The following is a 16460-nucleotide window of genomic DNA, read 5'->3' on the forward strand; positions in this document are numbered from 1 at the left end:
TGCTCTTCAACGCACCAACAAAAACGCCGGGCAATTGCCCGGCGTTGTTGTATCTGCCTGTCAGTCGCGCTGGCGTTTGGGCAACACGTCCTTGAGCTTGGCGTGCATGCTGCGCAGGGTCTTCTCGGTGGACTCCCAGTCGATGCAGGCGTCGGTGATGGACACACCGTACTGCAGGTCGTTGAGGTCTTTCGGGATCGCCTGGCAGCCCCAGTTCAGGTGGCTTTCGACCATCAGGCCGATGATCGACTGGTTGCCTTCGAGGATCTGGTTGGCGACGTTCTCCATCACCAGCGGCTGCAGGGCCGGGTCTTTGTTGGAGTTGGCGTGGCTGCAGTCGACCATGATGTTCGGCTTGATCCTGGCCTTGGCCAGGGCCTGTTCGCACAGGGCGACGCTGACCGAGTCATAGTTGGGCTTGCCGTTGCCGCCGCGCAGCACCACGTGGCCGTAGGCGTTGCCCTTGGTGGTGACGATGGACACGCCGCCTTCCTGGTTGATGCCGAGGAAACGGTGCGGGCTGGAAACCGACTGCAGGGCGTTGATGGCAACGGTCAGGCCGCCGTCGGTGCCATTCTTGAAGCCGACCGCCGAGGACAGGCCCGAGGCCATTTCGCGGTGGGTCTGGGATTCGGTGGTACGGGCGCCGATGGCCGACCAGCTGATCAGGTCCTGCAGGTACTGCGGAGAGATCGGGTCGAGTGCTTCGGTGGCGGTAGGCAGGCCCATTTCCGCCAGGTCCAGCAGCAGCTGGCGACCGATGTGCAGGCCGTCCTGGATCTTGAACGAGTCGTCCAGGTACGGGTCGTTGATAAGGCCTTTCCAGCCGACCGTGGTCCGCGGCTTTTCGAAATACACGCGCATGACCAGGTACAGGGTGTCGGACACCTCTGCCGCCAGCACCTTGAGGCGCTCGGCGTACTCGTGGGCAGCCTTGATGTCGTGGATCGAGCAGGGGCCGATCACCACGAACAGGCGGTGGTCCTTGCCGTCGAGGATATTGCGCACCACTTCGCGACCGGCAGTCACGGTCTGCAGGGCGGTAGCGCTGAGGGGGATTTCCTTCTTGAGCTGATCGGGGGTGATCAAGGTCTCGTTGGAGGCAACGTTTAGGTCATCGATCGGTAAATCAGCCATCGTGTTACTCGTCAGGTCACGGGTGCCGGCCGCCAGCGATCCCCGTGCGGCGGAGCAGCGAAAATTGTACGCAGCGGGGAGCCGAACCTTAGCGCGTTACACTGTGGCTCGACAATGGGCACGGGCCGCTTTCCTGCAAGGAAAGGCCCATAGGCACGGGGTTTTTACCCAGGAACGAGGATTTCCCGGGTATGACTTGCCTCAAGGCTGGCATCGGAGAACTCGCCGGCGTGCAGGCTGACCCACTGCTGGGCGAGGGCTTCGACGTCCGCATCGGGGCTTTCGGCCTGGCAGAAGTGCTGGATCTGACACACCTGTTCGCCCATGCGTGCGCCAAACAGCGCTTGCTCGTCGATGAAGGCAATGCCCACCCGATAGCCGTCCTGTTGCTTCTGGCACCAGGCCACATAACCGGGATAGCGTGCCTCGGCGCCGAGGGAGGGGATGAGCATTTCCACCGCCATGCCCCGTCGGTAGGCCCGTGGGTGGTTGCAGGCGATTCCGCCCAGGCTGATAGTGTGCAGCCGTTGGCGGAACAGTTTGGGCGACTGACGCAGGGTCAGCTCCACCGGAACATCGTCCGGGTGCAGCAGGAAGCCACGCATGCTCGACTCCGTGTCGATTTTTTGACCTTGTTCGCCTGAGTATAGTTAAGGATCGTAAAGCGGTTGATTTACGTGTAAAAAAATTGAACAAAAAATGAACGGTTGAGGAGAGCAGGATGAACACGAGCAGCCCGCGTATCGGCGTGATCGGAACCGGCGCCATTGGTGGCTTCTATGGCCTGATGCTGGCGCGTGCCGGGTTCGAGGTGCATTTCCTCTTGCGCAGTGAATTCGACGCCGTTCAGCTCAACGGATTGCGAGTCGACAGTGCCGTGCATGGCACCGTGCAGATGCAGGTCCGGGCCTATGCCGATGCCACCGACATGCCGCCCTGCGACTGGCTGTTGGTCGGCGCCAAGACCACCAGCAACGCCGAGCTTGCACCCTTGATCGCCAAGGTAGCGGCGCCTGATGCCAAGGTGCTGCTGCTGCAGAACGGCCTGGGCGTCGAGGACCAACTGCGGCCGCTGTTACCCGCCAATCTGCACCTGCTCGGCGGCTTGTGTTTTATCTGCGTCAACCGCGAAGCGCCGGGGGTGATCCGCCACCAGTCGCTGGGGGCGGTGAACCTGGGGTATCACAGTGGTCCGGCGGCGGATGAAGACAGCCGTCAGCAAATTGTCGAGGCCGGGGCTGCGTTGTTCCATGCCGCTGGCATCGACTCCCAGGCCATGACCAACCTGGCCCAGGCGCGTTGGCAAAAGCTGGTGTGGAATGTGCCCTACAATGGTTTGTCAGTGCTGCTCAAGGCCAGCACCACACCGCTGATGACCGATGCCGACAGCCGCGCCTTGATCCAGGCGCTGATGGCCGAGGTGGTGCAGGGCGCGCGCGCCTGCGGTTACGCGTTGCCGCCAGGCTATGCCGAACACCTGTTTGCGGTGACCGAGAAGATGCCCGACTACTGGCCGAGCATGTACCACGATTTTATCCAGCAGCGGCCATTGGAGCTGGCGGCGATTTATGCCGAGCCGTTGGCCCAGGCCAGGGCGGCGGGCTGTGAATTGCCGAAGATGCAGGCGCTGTATCAGGCTTTGGCCTTTATTGATCGGCATAATTTGCAGGATTGATGATCGCCGGGGCTGCTGCGCAACCAATCGCTGGCAAGCCAGCCCCCACAGGGTATGTAGGAGATACAGCAGATGAGCAAGAATCTAGGCGACAAACTGGTCGTCGCCATCTCCTCCCGAGCGCTGTTCGACCTCAGCGAGAGTCACCGCCTGTACCTGGCCGAGGGCGTTGAAGCCTATCGCCAGTACCAGATCGAACACGAAGACGAAGTGCTCGAACCCGGTGACGCCTTCCCCCTGGTGCAAAAGCTCCTGGGCCTGAACGCCAGTCTTGGCCAGCCCCGGGTCGAGGTGGTGCTGGTGTCGCGCAACAGCGCCGACACCGGTCTGCGGGTATTCAACTCGATCGAGCATCATGGCCTGGGTATCTACCGCGCTGCCTTCGTTGGCGGCCGTAGTCCTTATCCTTATCTGGCGGCGTTTGGCTGTCACCTGTTCCTGTCCACCGATGCCGATGATGTGCGCAGTGCCCTGGAGGCCGGCTTTGCCGCTGCCACCATTCTCTCCGGTGGTGCCCGGCGCGCTGCCAGTGACGAACTGCGCATCGCTTTCGACGGTGACGCGGTGCTGTTTTCCGATGAGTCCGAACGGGTCTACCAGCTTGGCGGTCTCGAAGCCTTCCAGGCCAGCGAGCGCCAGTCAGCCCGCGAGCCGTTGCGCGGCGGGCCGTTCAAACCATTTTTGGCGGCACTGAACCTGTTGCAGAAGGAGTTCCCCGAAGGCGCCTGTCCGATCCGCACGGCGCTGGTAACAGCCCGCTCGGCACCGGCCCACGAGCGAGTGATCCGTACCTTGCGCGAGTGGGATATCCGCCTGGACGAGTCGCTGTTCCTCGGCGGTCTGGACAAATCGGCGTTCCTCGAAGCCTTCGCCGCCGATGTGTTTTTCGACGACCAGGCCGGCCACTGTGAACGGGCCCGCAGCGTCGTCGCCACTGGCCATGTGCCCCATGGCATCAGCAACGAACCGACCCTGGGCTAACGGGCAAACCTCGGCGCCGGACGGCCCTGCGACGGTTCTTGGCGCTGCTAAGCTGAAGCTTGCTCTGCCGTCATGGCAGTCGAGGAGGTCGAATGATCCATTCCATGCTGTATGCCACTGACCTCGGTGTGTACGCGCCTTTTGTCATGCAACACGCGCTGGCACTGGCGCGGACCTTCAACGCAGAGCTCTACGTCATCCATGCGGTCGAGCCCATGGGCCAGTTCGCCGAATCGCTGCTGCAGAGCTATCTGGACGAACAGACCCTCGATGAACTGCACAGCGAAGGCGTCACCACGGTGATGGCCAACATCGAACAAAGGGTTCTGGAAAACTTTCGTGACGAATTGGGCGAGGAGGCTGACCTGGCCCTGATCAAGGCCGTACGCGTGCGTCAGGGCGATCCGGCGCAGGTGATTCTCGAGCAGGCCCAGCGCCTGAGTGTCGACCTGCTGATCTTCGGCAGCCATAGCCAGGGCGCTGGCGTTGATATTCCGATCGGACGCACCGCGGTGCGCTTGCTGCAACTGTCGCCGGTGCCGGTGTATATGGTGCCGCTCGCGCAACACTTGGGGCGTAGGAAGTCTTAACTGCGTGGGGTAGGTGGGTTCCTGGAAGACTGCTAAAATAGTTCTAGATTTATTCTTCAAACCACTAATATAGTTATAAATCGTCGCTGCTGCCGGTGACGCCCAGCTGATTTGAGGGATACCTATGAAGCTTCAACAATTGCGCTACATCTGGGAAGTGGCGCACCACGACCTCAACGTCTCCGCGACAGCGCAGAGCCTGTATACGTCCCAGCCGGGCATCAGTAAGCAGATCCGCCTGCTCGAAGACGAGCTGGGCGTCGAAGTGTTCGCCCGCAGCGGCAAGCACCTGACCCGCGTGACTCCGGCCGGTGAGCGCATCATCACCACCGCCGGTGAGATCCTGCGCAAGGTCGAAAGCATCAAGCAGATCGCCCAGGAATTCTCCAACGAGAAAAAGGGCACCCTGTCGATCGCCACGACCCACACCCAGGCGCGTTATGCCCTGCCGCCGGTGATCAGCAGCTTCATCAAGCAGTACCCGGAAGTGGCCCTGCACATGCATCAGGGTTCGCCCATGCAGATTGCCGAGATGGCCGCTGACGGCACCGTCGATTTCGCCATCGCCACCGAAGCCCTGGAGCTGTTCGGCGACCTGGTGATGATGCCGTGCTACCGCTGGAACCGCTGCGTGGTGGTGCCGCAAGGCCACCCGCTGACCAAGCTGCCGAAGCTCACCCTTGAAGCCCTGGCCGAATACCCGATCGTCACCTACGTGTTCGGTTTCACCGGCCGTTCCAAGCTCGACGAAGCCTTCAGTCACCGCGGCCTGACCCCGAAAGTGGTATTCACCGCCGCCGACGCCGACGTGATCAAGACTTACGTGCGCCTGGGCCTGGGTGTCGGCATCGTCGCCAAGATGGCCGTCGACACCAAGCTCGACAATGACCTGGTAGTGCTCGATGCCAGCGAACTGTTCGAGTCCAGCGTGACCAAGATCGGTTTCCGCCGTGGCACTTTCCTGCGCGGCTTCATGTGCGACTTCATCGAGAAGTTCGCCCCGCACCTGACCCGTGAAGTGATGGCCAAGGCTATCGCATGTCACAACAAGCAAGAGCTTGAAGAGCTGTTCGACGGTGTCGAGTTGCCGGTGCACTGATCTGCGCGTGGTTGTCCGATGTTCAGAAAACGCCCCTTTTGGGGCGTTTTTTTTTGCGATTGAACCCTGTTTTTCTTTGGGAAATTTCCCAATCTTGCTGGGAGTGGTCCGACTTTTTACGTCGGACATCTGCCGAATAATCCTCCTCGTCAACCGCCCTGCGCGGTGCGGCACAAGCCGGCGGACACACTCGCCGTCGGCACGTCGTCTGTGACGTTTTCACAGGTCTATTCGAGGAGAATTATTCATGAAGCGCACTTTTCTGGCCCTGCCTCTCGCCCTGCTGGCCGTTGGTAATGTATTCGCCGCCGACCCGCTGGAGAAACAAGTTACCGTAACGGCCACCATCCCGACCGAGAACTTCTATGTCGAGCCGGTGGGCGGCAACTGGATGAACGAACCGCAAAACATGGCCTGGAATGCCCTGCGCGAATCGCTTGAGCCGATCCGCAAGCAGCTGCAGGTCAAGAGCACCACCGGGGCGATTTCTGCGCGCCTGCTCAGCCCGGCGGTGATTAACAGCGGCGCCAACAGCATCGGCCTGGACGTTGCGGTCAACGGCACCGGTTTGACCACCACTTCGGTTCCGGTGGTGCCGGCAGCCGCGGCAGCGGCAGGCACCCTGGTCGCCTTTGACGTAGCCGCCCAGTCGGCCGGCCCGAGCGGCTACGTGCCGGGCAACTACCAGGGCATCGTCAACATGCTGTTCGAGACCGTCTCGCCGTAAGTCGCCAGCCAAGCGCTGTTCCATCCCCTTCTATTCACCCCGTTGCTCATTCGTTCGAACGAGTGCGGGGTGAGTATTGCCTGTGAAAAAATGGACATGGCTAATTACTTGTCTCTCGCTGCATCCATTCGACTGGCCCTGGGGTGCCTTGTGCTCTCAGGTACAGCCTGTGCCTGGGCCGAAGCCCGAGGGCAGGCCGGGCCCTTGGGGGTGCTGAGCCAGGCGCAAGGCTTGCCGCAGGAATTTGGCGAGCACTTCTTCGATGTGCCCCTGGCCGTTCGCGTCGACCTCGATGGGCGCTACCTGGGCGATGCCCTGGTGGTGCTGTCGCGCGATGAACAGGTGCAACTGCTCGACTTCACCGACACCTTCGAGAGCCACGCCTCCGACACCGAGCGTTCGCGCTGGCGCGAACAGCTCCAGGAGCCAAGGGCGCTGGGCAACTGCCTGTCCAGTTGCCCGCGAGGGCTGGTGGCGTTGCACTACAGCCTGGTGAATTCGCAGCTGTCGATTCTTACCACGGCGGCGGAACGCAGCGATCAGCCGGCGCTTTATCATCAGTTGCCCGAGCGTGGCAGCCACGGCTTGCTGCTGCGCAACCAGTTGAACCTGGTCGGTGGCGACCTGGAAACCACCGGTCGTTATGCTGTGCAAGGGCAGGGCAGTTTCGGCAACTGGACCACCGTGGGCGAGGCGCGGTTCGACCGCAACAGCGATTACGTCGAGCAAACCCGGCACCGCGTGGACCAGCTCTATGCCGAGCGTTTGCACGACAAGCACTTCTTTCGCCTGGGGTACTTCACCCCGGGCGCCCAGGGCCTGACCCGCCAGCCGCGCTTGCTCGGCAACCTGCCCGACACCACCCGTGGCCTGATGCTCGGCAGCAGCGACAGCCTGGCGGTCAACAACGGCCAGGCCAGCGCCACTCCGGTCTATGTCACGCCGAACCGCGCCGGGATCGTCGAAATCTACCGTGATGGTGTGCTGATCAACAGCCAGGCGGTACAGGCCGGCTTGCAGGCGCTGGATACCCGGGTGCTGCCCGGGGGGATCTATGAGGTGGAGATCCGCCTGATTGAAGACAACCAGGAAACCTCACGCAGCGAAGCCTTCATCTACAAGCCCTCCAACTGGAGCAACGCCGAGTCGCCGTGGCGCTACAACGTTTACATGGGGCAGCAAAGCAGCCTGTGGAGCAATTGGGACAAGGACTATGACAACAGCCTGACGGCCGGCGTCTTCACTAACTACCTGTTGCATCCGCGGGCGGTGCTCGGGCTCTCTGCCCAGCGAATCGACGAGCTTCTGCAGTATGGCGGTTCGCTGGACTGGGATGTGCTCGATCCGCTCAAGCTCTATGGCAGTGTTTTTCACACCGAAGACCACGGCAACGGCTATGACCTGCAAGGCATCTACAACTACGCCTCGGGTTCGCTGGTGTTCAGCCAGAGCCGCTCCTGGCTGGACAGCCGCCGCTTCGAGGAGGACCAGCCTAGTGCGTACGGGGACTTCAGGGTTCGCGAAGTCCGCCAGAGTGCGCTGTCGCTCAACCACCGGGTCGATCGGCAAAGTACCGCGACCTTGCGGGTGTCGCACAGCAGCGGCACAGGGGCCGATGGCATGGGCTTCGATGTCGGCTGGGGCTACTTCGGCAAGTTGCTGAACTCCGACACCAACTGGCGCCTGTCGCTGTTCGATCGCCCGGGCACCAGCAGCTCCGGCGACGCGCGCAACCGTGGCGTCACCTTGAGCATGAGCATGAGCCTTGGCGGGCCGGGACGAAGGATTTCGGCAACCCTGGGCAGTCGCACGTCCCGCGACGGTGCGCGCGACCAGAACGCCTCGCTGACCTATCAGCAGGACGTTGACTACGGCGCCCTGCAGAGCCTGGCCGGCACGGTTGCGCTGGACCGCTACGGTACCGGGTTTGGCGGCAGCGCCTTGTTCGAGAGCCCGTTGCTGCATGGCGATGCCTATGCCCAGCGCTCCTCCTACAACGGCGAGCTGACCGCGGGTTTGAACCTCGACAGCGTGGTGGCGATTGGCGCCGGCAAAGTGGCGATGTCCGGGCAGTACCTGCCCCACGAGGCAGGCCTGATCGTCGACGTCGATTCGGACCTGCAAGGTGTGCGCATGCGTGCCGATGACCGACACGGCCACAGTGCAGTGCTGCGCCCGGGGCGCAACGTCATTCCGGTCAGCGCCTACAAGGCCGGCCAGGTGCACTTCGACTTCGACGGTAACGACGCCCATACGGCGGTCATCCAGCCTTCGACGGTCGAGTATCACCTCAACCGTGGCGGGGTCGACTATCACCGCATCCGCGTGATGCAGACCCTCACCGTGATCGGTCGCCTGGTCGACGCCAAGGGGCAGCCGCTCAGGGGCGCGCTGGTAATCAATCACGCCAGCCGCAGTGTCAGCGAAGCGGATGGCTTTTTCGCCATCGAGATGAGCGAGTCGACACCGACCCTGGAAATTCGCCGGGGCGCCGATGCCTTGTGCCTGGTCAGTTTCGATCAGGGCAAGTACACCCGGGAGAACGACGTTCTGCTGGTCGGTGACCTGACCTGCGCCGGGGCCAATGTGGCCCAGGCCGAGCTGAAACAAACAAAGGAGGATGCTTGATGCGGCGACTGCGAAAATGCCTGGGTACGGCGTTTGCCGTGTTCATCGGTGCCTCAGGGGGCGGCTTGCCGGGGCTGCTCAGCGCTGAGGCCGAGGCAAGTGTGGTGAACATCACCTTTGAGTACAAGGGCCCGCGGCCGGGCTACAGACCAGACGCGTTCGTCAACACCACACCGCCAGCGCAATTCTGTACGGGGTTGGCGACCTGTAATCAGCACAATGAACACAAGTACACCGTCAATCTGCCGGTCAGCTTTCGCACCAGAGGCATCAACTATGCACCGAACTGGAGAGACAGGTATTTCTTCAAGCTGCCGGACGTGACGTCGCTGAATCTGGTCAATGAGCAAGGGGATTCGTTCAGTGCCGCGTTCAAGGCGACCCATATCGGCCTGAGAGGCACGGCTACCAGGCAACAGATGGTGTGGAACCAGTATCACGGTGGGTGTTGGGGCTTGGCGTGGCGCGGGCTTGGGACCCTCAATACTGAGCTCTTCGCGGAGATCCAGGACCCGGCTCGTGGTTGTTACATCCTGGACCGGGACGCTACGCAAGAGGTCATCAATGACGTCCGTACCGACGTTATGGGTATAACCTTCAGCCTGCAATTGCCGTCTGCCGTAACACTGAAAAACGGCGTCTATCGAGCTCAGTTGCCATGGAGTGTGGGTGGAGCGGGGTCGGACTTTGACCTTGGTAACCAGGTCGTTTCGGCGACCCCGAACAGGTTGATTCTGGATTTCGAGTTCACTGTCAAACACCCCTTGAAGGTCGAGTTTCCGGCCGGTTCCGAGCGGGCGGTGCTTGAACCACCAGGCGGCTGGATGGGCTGGATCAATCGCGGCGCGCCGCCCCAGCGCCTGTACCGGATCCTGCCGTTCCGGATCTGGACCACCGGTGCAATCAGCGTGCATACCCGCTGCGAATACGACCTGGGTGGGCGTTGTGGCATTCGCGGTCGTGGCGGCCATCAGGTTCCGCTGAAGGTTGCCCTGACGCTGCCGGCAAGCATGAGGCACCTCGGTGCGCCGGTGGACAACCTGGTGTTGCCGGTTGGCGCTCCGGCCTCGCTGACCATCGAAACCGTCGAGGCCACGCTCGATCGCCAGGCGCGCCTGCTATTCGAAGTGTCACAGGCCGACACCGCCTCGATGCTCTTGTACCCGGGTGAAACCTATCAGGGCGACGTGACGCTGGTGCTGGATGCTGCGCTGTAGACGACCGCTAACCGTCGGCAATGGAAATTTCTCTGTTAGATCAGGACGTTTCCTACTGGCCCTGCCGGTTGCTCGGTCTCGTCTAGTGCATGAGAATGATATTAATTAGCCAGTTATGCTGGGAGCTAAATAGATGAAAGGAACGCTGGCAGTACCGCTGCTGTTGATGTCGATGGTCACCACCGCGCTTGCCGGTCCCGAGCTCAATATCGGTACGTTCTACGACTATCTGGACGGCGGCAAGAGCACGCTGCTCAAACGCGTGCGCAATGGCGGCGACACCACTGCGTTCGTCAAGGTCAGTGTCGTCGAGATGGTCTACGACAACCAGGGTCAGGCGCGCGAGGTCGAGATGGATGGCCGCGAGGCGTTGCAGCGTGGCCTGGTGGTCAGTCCCGCGCGGCTGATCATCCCCGCCAATGGCATGCAGGCGGTGCGCTTGCTCTATCGCGGGGAGCGTGACCACGAGCGCTACTTCAGGTTGCGTTTCATCCCGGTGCTGCCGGAGGTCAACGACGGCTTCGCGATTACCGAGGACGAGGCCGAGCGTTATGAGGACGCGCTGAAGGTCGGCGTCAACATTCTTGCCGGTTACGGCTCGATACTCTTTATACGGCCACAGGCAAGTCGCTACCAGACTGCCATTGAGCATGAGGCAGGGCGCTTCCTGGTCCCCAACAGGGGCAACACCACGATTGTCCTTGATCATTTCAATGACTGCGCTGCGGGCAACAAGGACTGTGCCCCGGCGACCAAGCACCATGTGTTACCGGGCAATACCCGCGCATTCGAGAAAAAGGCCGGACGCCACTACCGCTTCGAGCTGGTCGAGGGCGAGCAGAGCCGCGAAATTGCCTTCAAGGGGTGAATCGGACCCAGTCACCATCGTGGTATGAGGGAAAGCATGAGTAGTGTCCTGATCGTGGATGATCACCCGTTTATTCGCTCCAGCGTCAACCTGCTGCTGGTCAGCGAACGCTTCAAGGTGGTCGGCCAGACCGATAACGGCATCGATGCCGTACGCCTGGCGCGTGAGCTGACCCCTGACCTGATGATCCTGGATATCAGCATCCCGGGGCTCGACGGCCTGGAGGTCATTGCCCGGGTCAAGGCGATGAAGCTGGCGCTGAAAGTTCTGATCTTGACCTCACAACAGGCCGATTATTTTTCCCTGCGCTGCATGAAGGCGGGCGCGGTCGGCTATGTGTCGAAAACCGATGACCTGTGCGAACTGAGCAAGGCCGTGCATGCGGTCATGTCTGGCTACACCTACTTCCCTGAAGTTGCCCTCAGCTCTGTGAGAAGAGTCGATGTCCGGGCCTCGGAGGCCGAGTGCATCGCCAGCCTGACCAATCGTGAACTGCTGGTGCTGCAACAGCTGGCCCGTGGCTTGAGCAACAAGGCCATCGGCGATGCGATGCTGTTGAGCAACAAGACCATCAGTACCTATAAAACCCGTCTGATCGAAAAGTTGAGGGTCAAGTCGTTGGTGGACCTGGCGGATGTCGCCAAGCGCAACCTGCTCGTTTAGGTTGCCGAATTTTGTGCATGCTCGCTTGCTGCAAGCGCTGGTGTTGCTGGCACTGCTGTGCCTGGCCGGGGTGGCAGGCGCCCAGGAAGTACCGCAGAGCATATGGCCGGATGCAATCCGCGGCTTGCACGCCTTAGAGGCTCACGCACACGCGGCGGTGGTGCAAAACCCCACGCTGGCGAGAGTCGACAGCTTTTGGCACGAGAACGGGCGCTTGATCGCCCAGGCCTGTGCGGTGGTCGGCAGCTTGCTGGCATTGGCGCTGATCTGGATTCACTACCTGCGCCAGTCGATCCGCAAGTGTGAACGGGCCGAACGGGCGCTGACCGCGATGTACGCCGAACTGCAAGCGGCCAAGGAACAGGCAGAGGCGGCCAATCAGGCCAAGACGACGTTTCTGGCGACCATGAGCCACGAGATCCGCACGCCGATGAATGCCCTGCTGGGCATGCTGGAGCTCGCCCAGGAAAAGGCCGATCAGGGCGTGCTCGATCGGCTGGCCATCGAGGTGGCCTCAAGCTCGGCGCGCGGTCTGCTTGAGTTGTTGGGCGATGTGCTGGATGTCACCCGCATCGAGTCCGGCCATTTGCTGCTCGAGCCGCGCCGCACCCCACTGCGTCAGCAGGTCGAAGGGGTGGTGCGCATGTTTGAACAGCAGGCCTTGAGCAAGGGCCTGCGCCTGCATCTGGAGGTTATCGGTGCGCTGGAAAGCGATGTGTTGCTCGACGCCCTGCGTTTCAAGCAGATTCTGTCCAACCTGATCAGCAATGCCATCAAGTTCACCCGTGAAGGCTCAGTGCGGGTTCGCCTGGAAACTCAACGGCAGCGCCACCGGGTCGCGGTCACCCTGGTGGTGGAAGATACCGGCGTCGGCATTCCCATGGCCGACCTGGCACGCCTGGGCACACCCTATTGCCAGGCCAGCAACAACCGGCAGGCGGGGCGCAATGGTGCGGGGCTGGGGCTGAGTATCTGCCGGATGCTGTGCGAGCTGATGGGCGGGCGCATGCAGCTGGACAGCAGTATCGGTGTTGGTACGCGCGTCGAGCTGCAGTTGAGCCTGACCTGCCTGCCACCTTCGGCTTCCAGCGACGTGCCAGGTGGGCGCCGGGAAAACGCTGGCGGGGTGAAGCCGCTCAAGGTGCTGGTGGTGGATGACTATCCGGCCAACCGCATTCTGCTCATGCATCAGCTGGGCTATCTGGGCCATCGTGTGCGGGTTTGCGAGCACGGCGGCGAGGGGTTGCGTTGCTGGCTGCGAGAGTCGTTCGATGTGGTCCTCGCCGACTGCAACATGCCGATCTTCGATGGCTATCGGCTGGCCAGGGCGATCCGCGAGCATGAACGACGGACAGGCAGGCGGGCCTGCCAGGTGCTGGCGGTGACCGCCAACGCGCAGGCGTCGGAGCGCGCCCGTTGCCTGGCGGCGGGGATGAATGCCTGCCTGTTCAAGCCCTTGAGCATCGATGACCTGGCGCAGGCGTTGGGGGGTGTGGCGGGCCGCACCGTGGTGCCGGTGGCGGCTGAGGCATTACCGGTGCTGCCAGGCATGGACATTTCCAGCCTGCTGGTGCTGGCCGCAGGTGATCAGGGCAAGGTGCAGGCCCTGCTCGGCGATCTGGTCAGCAGCAATCGCCAGGATCTGCGGCAGCTGGACCGGCTGCATGACAGCAAGGACCTGGTGGCGCTGGCCGACCTGGTGCACCGTCTCAAGGGCGGCGCCCGGATGATCCGGGCGCATGAGGTGCTGGCAATCTGTGTCCAGCTGGAACAGGCCTGCACCTCGCGGGCTCCAGCCCACCGTATCAGTCAGCTGGTGCAGATGTTGCGACAGGCGATTGTCGATCTCGAGCAGCACCTGGAACGCTATTGTCAGGGCGAGGCGGTCAGCCCTTGGTGATCAGGTTGCCGGCGTGCAGCCCGCATTCCTTCTGGGTTGACTCTTCCCACCACCAGCGGCCTTCGCGCTCGTGCTGGTTCGGCAGCACCGGGCGCGTGCAGGGTTCGCAGCCGATGCTGATGAAGCCGCGCTCGTGCAGGCTGTTGTACGGCAGCTCGAGCATGCGGATGTAGCCCCAGACTTCTTCGCTGCTCATCTGCGCCAGCGGGTTGAACTTGTACAGGGTGTGCTCGGGGGTGGAGAACGCGCTGTCGATTTCCAGCGCGGCGACCTGGCTGCGGGTGCCCGGGCTCTGGTCACGGCGCTGGCCGGTGGCCCAGGCGCTGACGGTGCTCAGCTTACGCCGCAGTGGTTCGATCTTGCGGATGCCGCAGCACTCGCCATGGCCGTCCTTGTAGAAGCTGAACAGGCCTTTCTCTTTGACCAAGGGCTCGAGCTTGCTGTGGTCGGGGGAGAGGATTTCGATCGGCAGCTTGTACTGTTCGCGCACCTGGTCAATGAAGCGGTAGGTTTCCGGGTGCAGGCGGCCGGTGTCGAGGCTGAAGACCTTGACGTTCTTGTTGAGCTTCCAGGCCATGTCCACCAGCACCACGTCCTCGGCACCGCTGAAGGAAATCCACAGGTCATCGCCGAAGTGCTCGAAGGCCAGCTTGAGGATGTCTTGTGGCGACTTGTTGGCGTAGGTCGCGGCCAGGGCGGCGACGTCGAAGGGTTGGCTCATCAGGCGGCTTCCGGTCATTGAATGGCGCTTGGCGCTCGTAATACCTGCGATCTTAACAAAAATTGCCGGTGTCGACGCCGCGCATGTAGAGTGCGGCTTCCCATTTTTGGCGTTGTTCGAGGAGTGTGCTGTGGAAATTGCCTGTCTCGACCTGGAAGGTGTGCTGGTCCCGGAAATCTGGATCGCCTTCGCGGAAAAAACCGGAATCGAATCGCTGCGGGCCACCACCCGCGACATTCCCGATTACGACGTGCTGATGAAGCAACGCCTGCGCATTCTCGATGAGCATGGCCTGAAGCTTTCCGATATCCAGGCGGTGATCGCCACGCTCAAGCCGCTGGACGGCGCCATCGAGTTCGTCGACTGGCTGCGTGAGCGCTTCCAGGTGGTGATCCTTTCCGACACCTTCTACGAATTCTCCCAGCCGCTGATGCGCCAGCTGGGCTTCCCGACGCTGCTTTGCCATCGCTTGATCACAGACGAAACCGATCGGGTTACCGGTTACCAGTTGCGCCAGAAAGATCCCAAGCGCCAGTCGGTGCTGGCCTTCAAGAGCCTGTATTACCGGGTAATTGCCGCGGGGGATTCGTACAATGACACCACCATGCTCGGCGAGGCGGATGCAGGGATTCTGTTCCATGCGCCGGAGAACGTGATCCGCGAGTTTCCGCAGTTCCCGGCGGTGCATGATTTCGAGGCGCTGAAGAAAGAGTTCATCAAGGCTTCGAACCGGTCGTTGAGCTTCTGATGGTTTTGGGGCTGCGCTGCAGCCCATCGCCGGCAAGGCCGGCTCCCACAATGGTCCAGTGCATGCATTACCTGTGGGAGCCGGCCTTGCCGGCGATGCTTTTCAGAGGCCCTGCAAGGTCTCGAGCAACACCTTGACCTTGGTGATCGACTCTTCGTACTCCGCCTGCCAGTCCGAATCCGCCACCACTGCGCCACCCCCCCAGCAGCACACCTGACCGTCCTTGACCAGCAGGCTGCGGATGGCAATCGAGCTGTCCATCTCACCACGCACGTCCACATACAGCAGGGATCCGCAGTACAGCGCCCGGCGGCTGGGCTCCAGCTCGTCGATGATCTGCATGGCGCGGATTTTCGGGGCACCGGTGATCGAGCCACCGGGGAAGCTGTCGGCGATCAGGTCCAGGGCATCCTTGCCGGCGGCCAGGCGCCCGGTGACGCTGCTGACCAGGTGATGCACGTTGGGGTAGCTTTCCAGGCTGAACAGTTCCGGCACCTTCACCGAGCCGATCTCGCAGGTGCGCCCCAGGTCGTTGCGCAACAGGTCGACGATCATCAGGTTCTCTGCACGATCCTTGCGACTGCCCAGCAGTTCGGCGGCGTTGCGCGCATCTTCAGCGGCATCGCTGCTGCGTGGGCGGGTACCCTTGATCGGCCGGGTTTCTACCTGGCCATTGCTGACCTGGATGAAACGCTCCGGCGAGAAGCTCAGCAGCGCGCTGCCATCGGCCAGTAGCTGGAAACCCGAATAGGGTGTCGGGCACGCCTGGCGCAGGGCCTGGTAGGCGTGCCAGGGGTCGCCTTGGCACGGCGCGCGAAAGCGTTGGGTGAGGTTGATCTGGTAGCAGTCGCCAGCATGGATGTACTGCTGCACGCGGTCGAAGGCCTGGCGGTAGGTTTGCGCGCTGATATCGCCGCGCATCGGTGCTTGCAGCGAGAAACCGGTGGCGTCGGCGGGGGCGGGAGCCTCGAACAGTTCGATCAGGCGCTGGCGCTCGGCCTCGGCCAGGCTTGGGTGAAACAGCAGCTGGCTGCGCTTGAGCTGGTGGTCGCTGATCAGCGCCCAGGCATACAGGCCAAGACTGGCATCGGCCAGGCCCAGGTCGTCGACGGCAATGCTGGGCAAATGCTCCAGGCGCCGGCCGAAGTCGTAGCTCAAGTAGCCGATCAGGCCACCGGCAAACGGTAGTTCGATGCCATCGGGTACATCCGCCCGGCCCAGTTGCGCCAGGCTTTCACGCAGGCGCTGCAGGTAGGCGCTGCCGCTTTCATCCACAGTGGGCGCCAGGGTCTGCAGTGGCCAGGCACTGAGCAGGTCAAAGCGGCCACGCTCGGCGGTCGGCCGGGCGCTGTCGAGCAGCACGGCGCCGGGAGCCTTGCGGACGCGCGCGAAGTAGGCCGCAGGGTTGGCCTGGTAGGGCAGGGGATGGAGCGTACAGGTCGGCATGCAAGTAACAGCTATGAATGCGGGGGAGGCGATTGTAGTCCTCTGTAGGAAATGCTCCTA

General features: G+C 62.3%; 15 protein-coding genes. 11 read left to right on the plus strand and 4 right to left on the minus strand.

Features of this window, described 5'->3' with window-relative positions; genetic code table 11:
• Positions 1 to 60: 60 nt before the first annotated feature.
• Entirely contained in the window at positions 61 to 1137 is a 1077-nt protein-coding gene (locus ABM562_RS02455) for a 3-deoxy-7-phosphoheptulonate synthase (RefSeq protein WP_115086177.1), read from the minus strand.
• 164 nt (positions 1138 to 1301) lie between these two features.
• Positions 1302 to 1742 carry a PilZ domain-containing protein gene (locus tag ABM562_RS02460; RefSeq protein ID WP_115086178.1) on the minus strand — a complete coding sequence of 147 codons (441 nt, stop codon included), beginning with the start codon at positions 1740 to 1742 and terminating at the stop codon, positions 1302 to 1304.
• Between the two features lie 116 nt (positions 1743 to 1858).
• Between ABM562_RS02460 and ABM562_RS02465 the strand changes: the two genes are divergently transcribed.
• From ABM562_RS02465 to ABM562_RS02510, 10 genes are all read left to right on the plus strand, one after another.
• Positions 1859 to 2812, plus strand: a complete 954-nt coding sequence (locus tag ABM562_RS02465) for a putative 2-dehydropantoate 2-reductase (protein ID WP_346617069.1) — start codon at positions 1859 to 1861, stop codon at positions 2810 to 2812.
• A 72-nt stretch (positions 2813 to 2884) separates the two neighbouring features.
• The gene (locus ABM562_RS02470; protein ID WP_115086180.1) at positions 2885 to 3793 is read left to right on the plus strand and encodes a 5'-nucleotidase; all 909 of its coding nucleotides are present in this window, start codon (positions 2885 to 2887) and stop codon (positions 3791 to 3793) included.
• A 92-nt stretch (positions 3794 to 3885) separates the two neighbouring features.
• Positions 3886 to 4383 carry a universal stress protein gene (locus ABM562_RS02475; protein ID WP_010222541.1) on the plus strand — a complete coding sequence of 166 codons (498 nt, stop codon included), beginning with the start codon at positions 3886 to 3888 and terminating at the stop codon, positions 4381 to 4383.
• Positions 4384 to 4507: 124 nt separating this feature from the next.
• Complete coding sequence (gene cysB, locus ABM562_RS02480; protein WP_115086181.1) at positions 4508 to 5482, plus strand: HTH-type transcriptional regulator CysB; 975 nt, start codon at positions 4508 to 4510, stop codon at positions 5480 to 5482.
• A gap of 247 nt (positions 5483 to 5729) precedes the next feature.
• Positions 5730 to 6209: a CS1 type fimbrial major subunit gene (locus ABM562_RS02485; RefSeq protein ID WP_115086182.1), complete on the plus strand. Its 480-nt coding sequence runs from the start codon at positions 5730 to 5732 to the stop codon at positions 6207 to 6209.
• Positions 6210 to 6305: 96 nt separating this feature from the next.
• Entirely contained in the window at positions 6306 to 8837 is a 2532-nt protein-coding gene (locus ABM562_RS02490) for a TcfC E-set like domain-containing protein (RefSeq protein WP_460420689.1), read from the plus strand.
• Entirely contained in the window at positions 8837 to 10054 is a 1218-nt protein-coding gene (locus ABM562_RS02495) for a hypothetical protein (RefSeq protein ID WP_460420691.1), read from the plus strand. Before ABM562_RS02490 ends, ABM562_RS02495 begins: the two co-directional genes overlap by 1 nt.
• A gap of 133 nt (positions 10055 to 10187) precedes the next feature.
• Entirely contained in the window at positions 10188 to 10922 is a 735-nt protein-coding gene (locus tag ABM562_RS02500; protein ID WP_134061965.1) for a fimbrial biogenesis chaperone, read from the plus strand.
• A gap of 36 nt (positions 10923 to 10958) precedes the next feature.
• A complete protein-coding gene (locus ABM562_RS02505; RefSeq protein WP_115086185.1) occupies positions 10959 to 11585 on the plus strand; it encodes a response regulator transcription factor in 627 nt (208 codons plus the stop codon).
• Between the two features lie 13 nt (positions 11586 to 11598).
• Entirely contained in the window at positions 11599 to 13485 is a 1887-nt protein-coding gene (locus ABM562_RS02510; protein WP_460420692.1) for an ATP-binding protein, read from the plus strand.
• Here the strand turns inward: ABM562_RS02510 and ABM562_RS02515 are convergent.
• Positions 13472 to 14206, minus strand: a complete 735-nt coding sequence (locus tag ABM562_RS02515) for a phosphoadenylyl-sulfate reductase (protein WP_115086352.1) — start codon at positions 14204 to 14206, stop codon at positions 13472 to 13474. The genes ABM562_RS02510 and ABM562_RS02515 overlap by 14 nt on opposite strands.
• A gap of 130 nt (positions 14207 to 14336) precedes the next feature.
• Here ABM562_RS02515 and thrH point away from each other — a divergent pair, with 130 nt between their 5' ends.
• Entirely contained in the window at positions 14337 to 14954 is a 618-nt protein-coding gene (gene thrH, locus ABM562_RS02520; RefSeq protein ID WP_346617064.1) for a bifunctional phosphoserine phosphatase/homoserine phosphotransferase ThrH, read from the plus strand.
• A gap of 102 nt (positions 14955 to 15056) precedes the next feature.
• On the opposite strand, the gene pabB is transcribed toward thrH, so the two are convergent.
• On the minus strand, positions 15057 to 16400 hold the full coding sequence (gene pabB, locus ABM562_RS02525) for an aminodeoxychorismate synthase component I (RefSeq protein ID WP_134061971.1): 1344 nt from the start codon (positions 16398 to 16400) through the stop codon (positions 15057 to 15059).
• Between the last annotated feature and the right edge of the window lie 60 nt (positions 16401 to 16460).

The organism is Pseudomonas sp. ZL2, assembly GCF_054788455.1.

Bases quoted from the DNA above. Each gene is read 5' to 3' on its own strand.
- ABM562_RS02495 (WP_460420691.1), top strand. From the start codon at position 8,837: ATGCGGCGACTGCGAAAATGCCTGGGTACGGCGTTTGCCGTGTTCATC.
- ABM562_RS02515 (WP_115086352.1), bottom strand. From the start codon at position 14,206: ATGAGCCAACCCTTCGACGTCGCCGCCCTGGCCGCGACCTACGCCAAC.
- ABM562_RS02460 (WP_115086178.1), bottom strand. From the start codon at position 1,742: ATGCGTGGCTTCCTGCTGCACCCGGACGATGTTCCGGTGGAGCTGACC.
- ABM562_RS02475 (WP_010222541.1), top strand. From the start codon at position 3,886: ATGATCCATTCCATGCTGTATGCCACTGACCTCGGTGTGTACGCGCCT.
- ABM562_RS02505 (WP_115086185.1), top strand. From the start codon at position 10,959: ATGAGTAGTGTCCTGATCGTGGATGATCACCCGTTTATTCGCTCCAGC.
- ABM562_RS02455 (WP_115086177.1), bottom strand. From the start codon at position 1,137: ATGGCTGATTTACCGATCGATGACCTAAACGTTGCCTCCAACGAGACC.
- ABM562_RS02485 (WP_115086182.1), top strand. From the start codon at position 5,730: ATGAAGCGCACTTTTCTGGCCCTGCCTCTCGCCCTGCTGGCCGTTGGT.
- ABM562_RS02490 (WP_460420689.1), top strand. From the start codon at position 6,306: ATGGCTAATTACTTGTCTCTCGCTGCATCCATTCGACTGGCCCTGGGG.
- pabB (WP_134061971.1), bottom strand. From the start codon at position 16,400: ATGCCGACCTGTACGCTCCATCCCCTGCCCTACCAGGCCAACCCTGCG.
- ABM562_RS02465 (WP_346617069.1), top strand. From the start codon at position 1,859: ATGAACACGAGCAGCCCGCGTATCGGCGTGATCGGAACCGGCGCCATT.
- cysB (WP_115086181.1), top strand. From the start codon at position 4,508: ATGAAGCTTCAACAATTGCGCTACATCTGGGAAGTGGCGCACCACGAC.
- ABM562_RS02470 (WP_115086180.1), top strand. From the start codon at position 2,885: ATGAGCAAGAATCTAGGCGACAAACTGGTCGTCGCCATCTCCTCCCGA.
- ABM562_RS02500 (WP_134061965.1), top strand. From the start codon at position 10,188: ATGAAAGGAACGCTGGCAGTACCGCTGCTGTTGATGTCGATGGTCACC.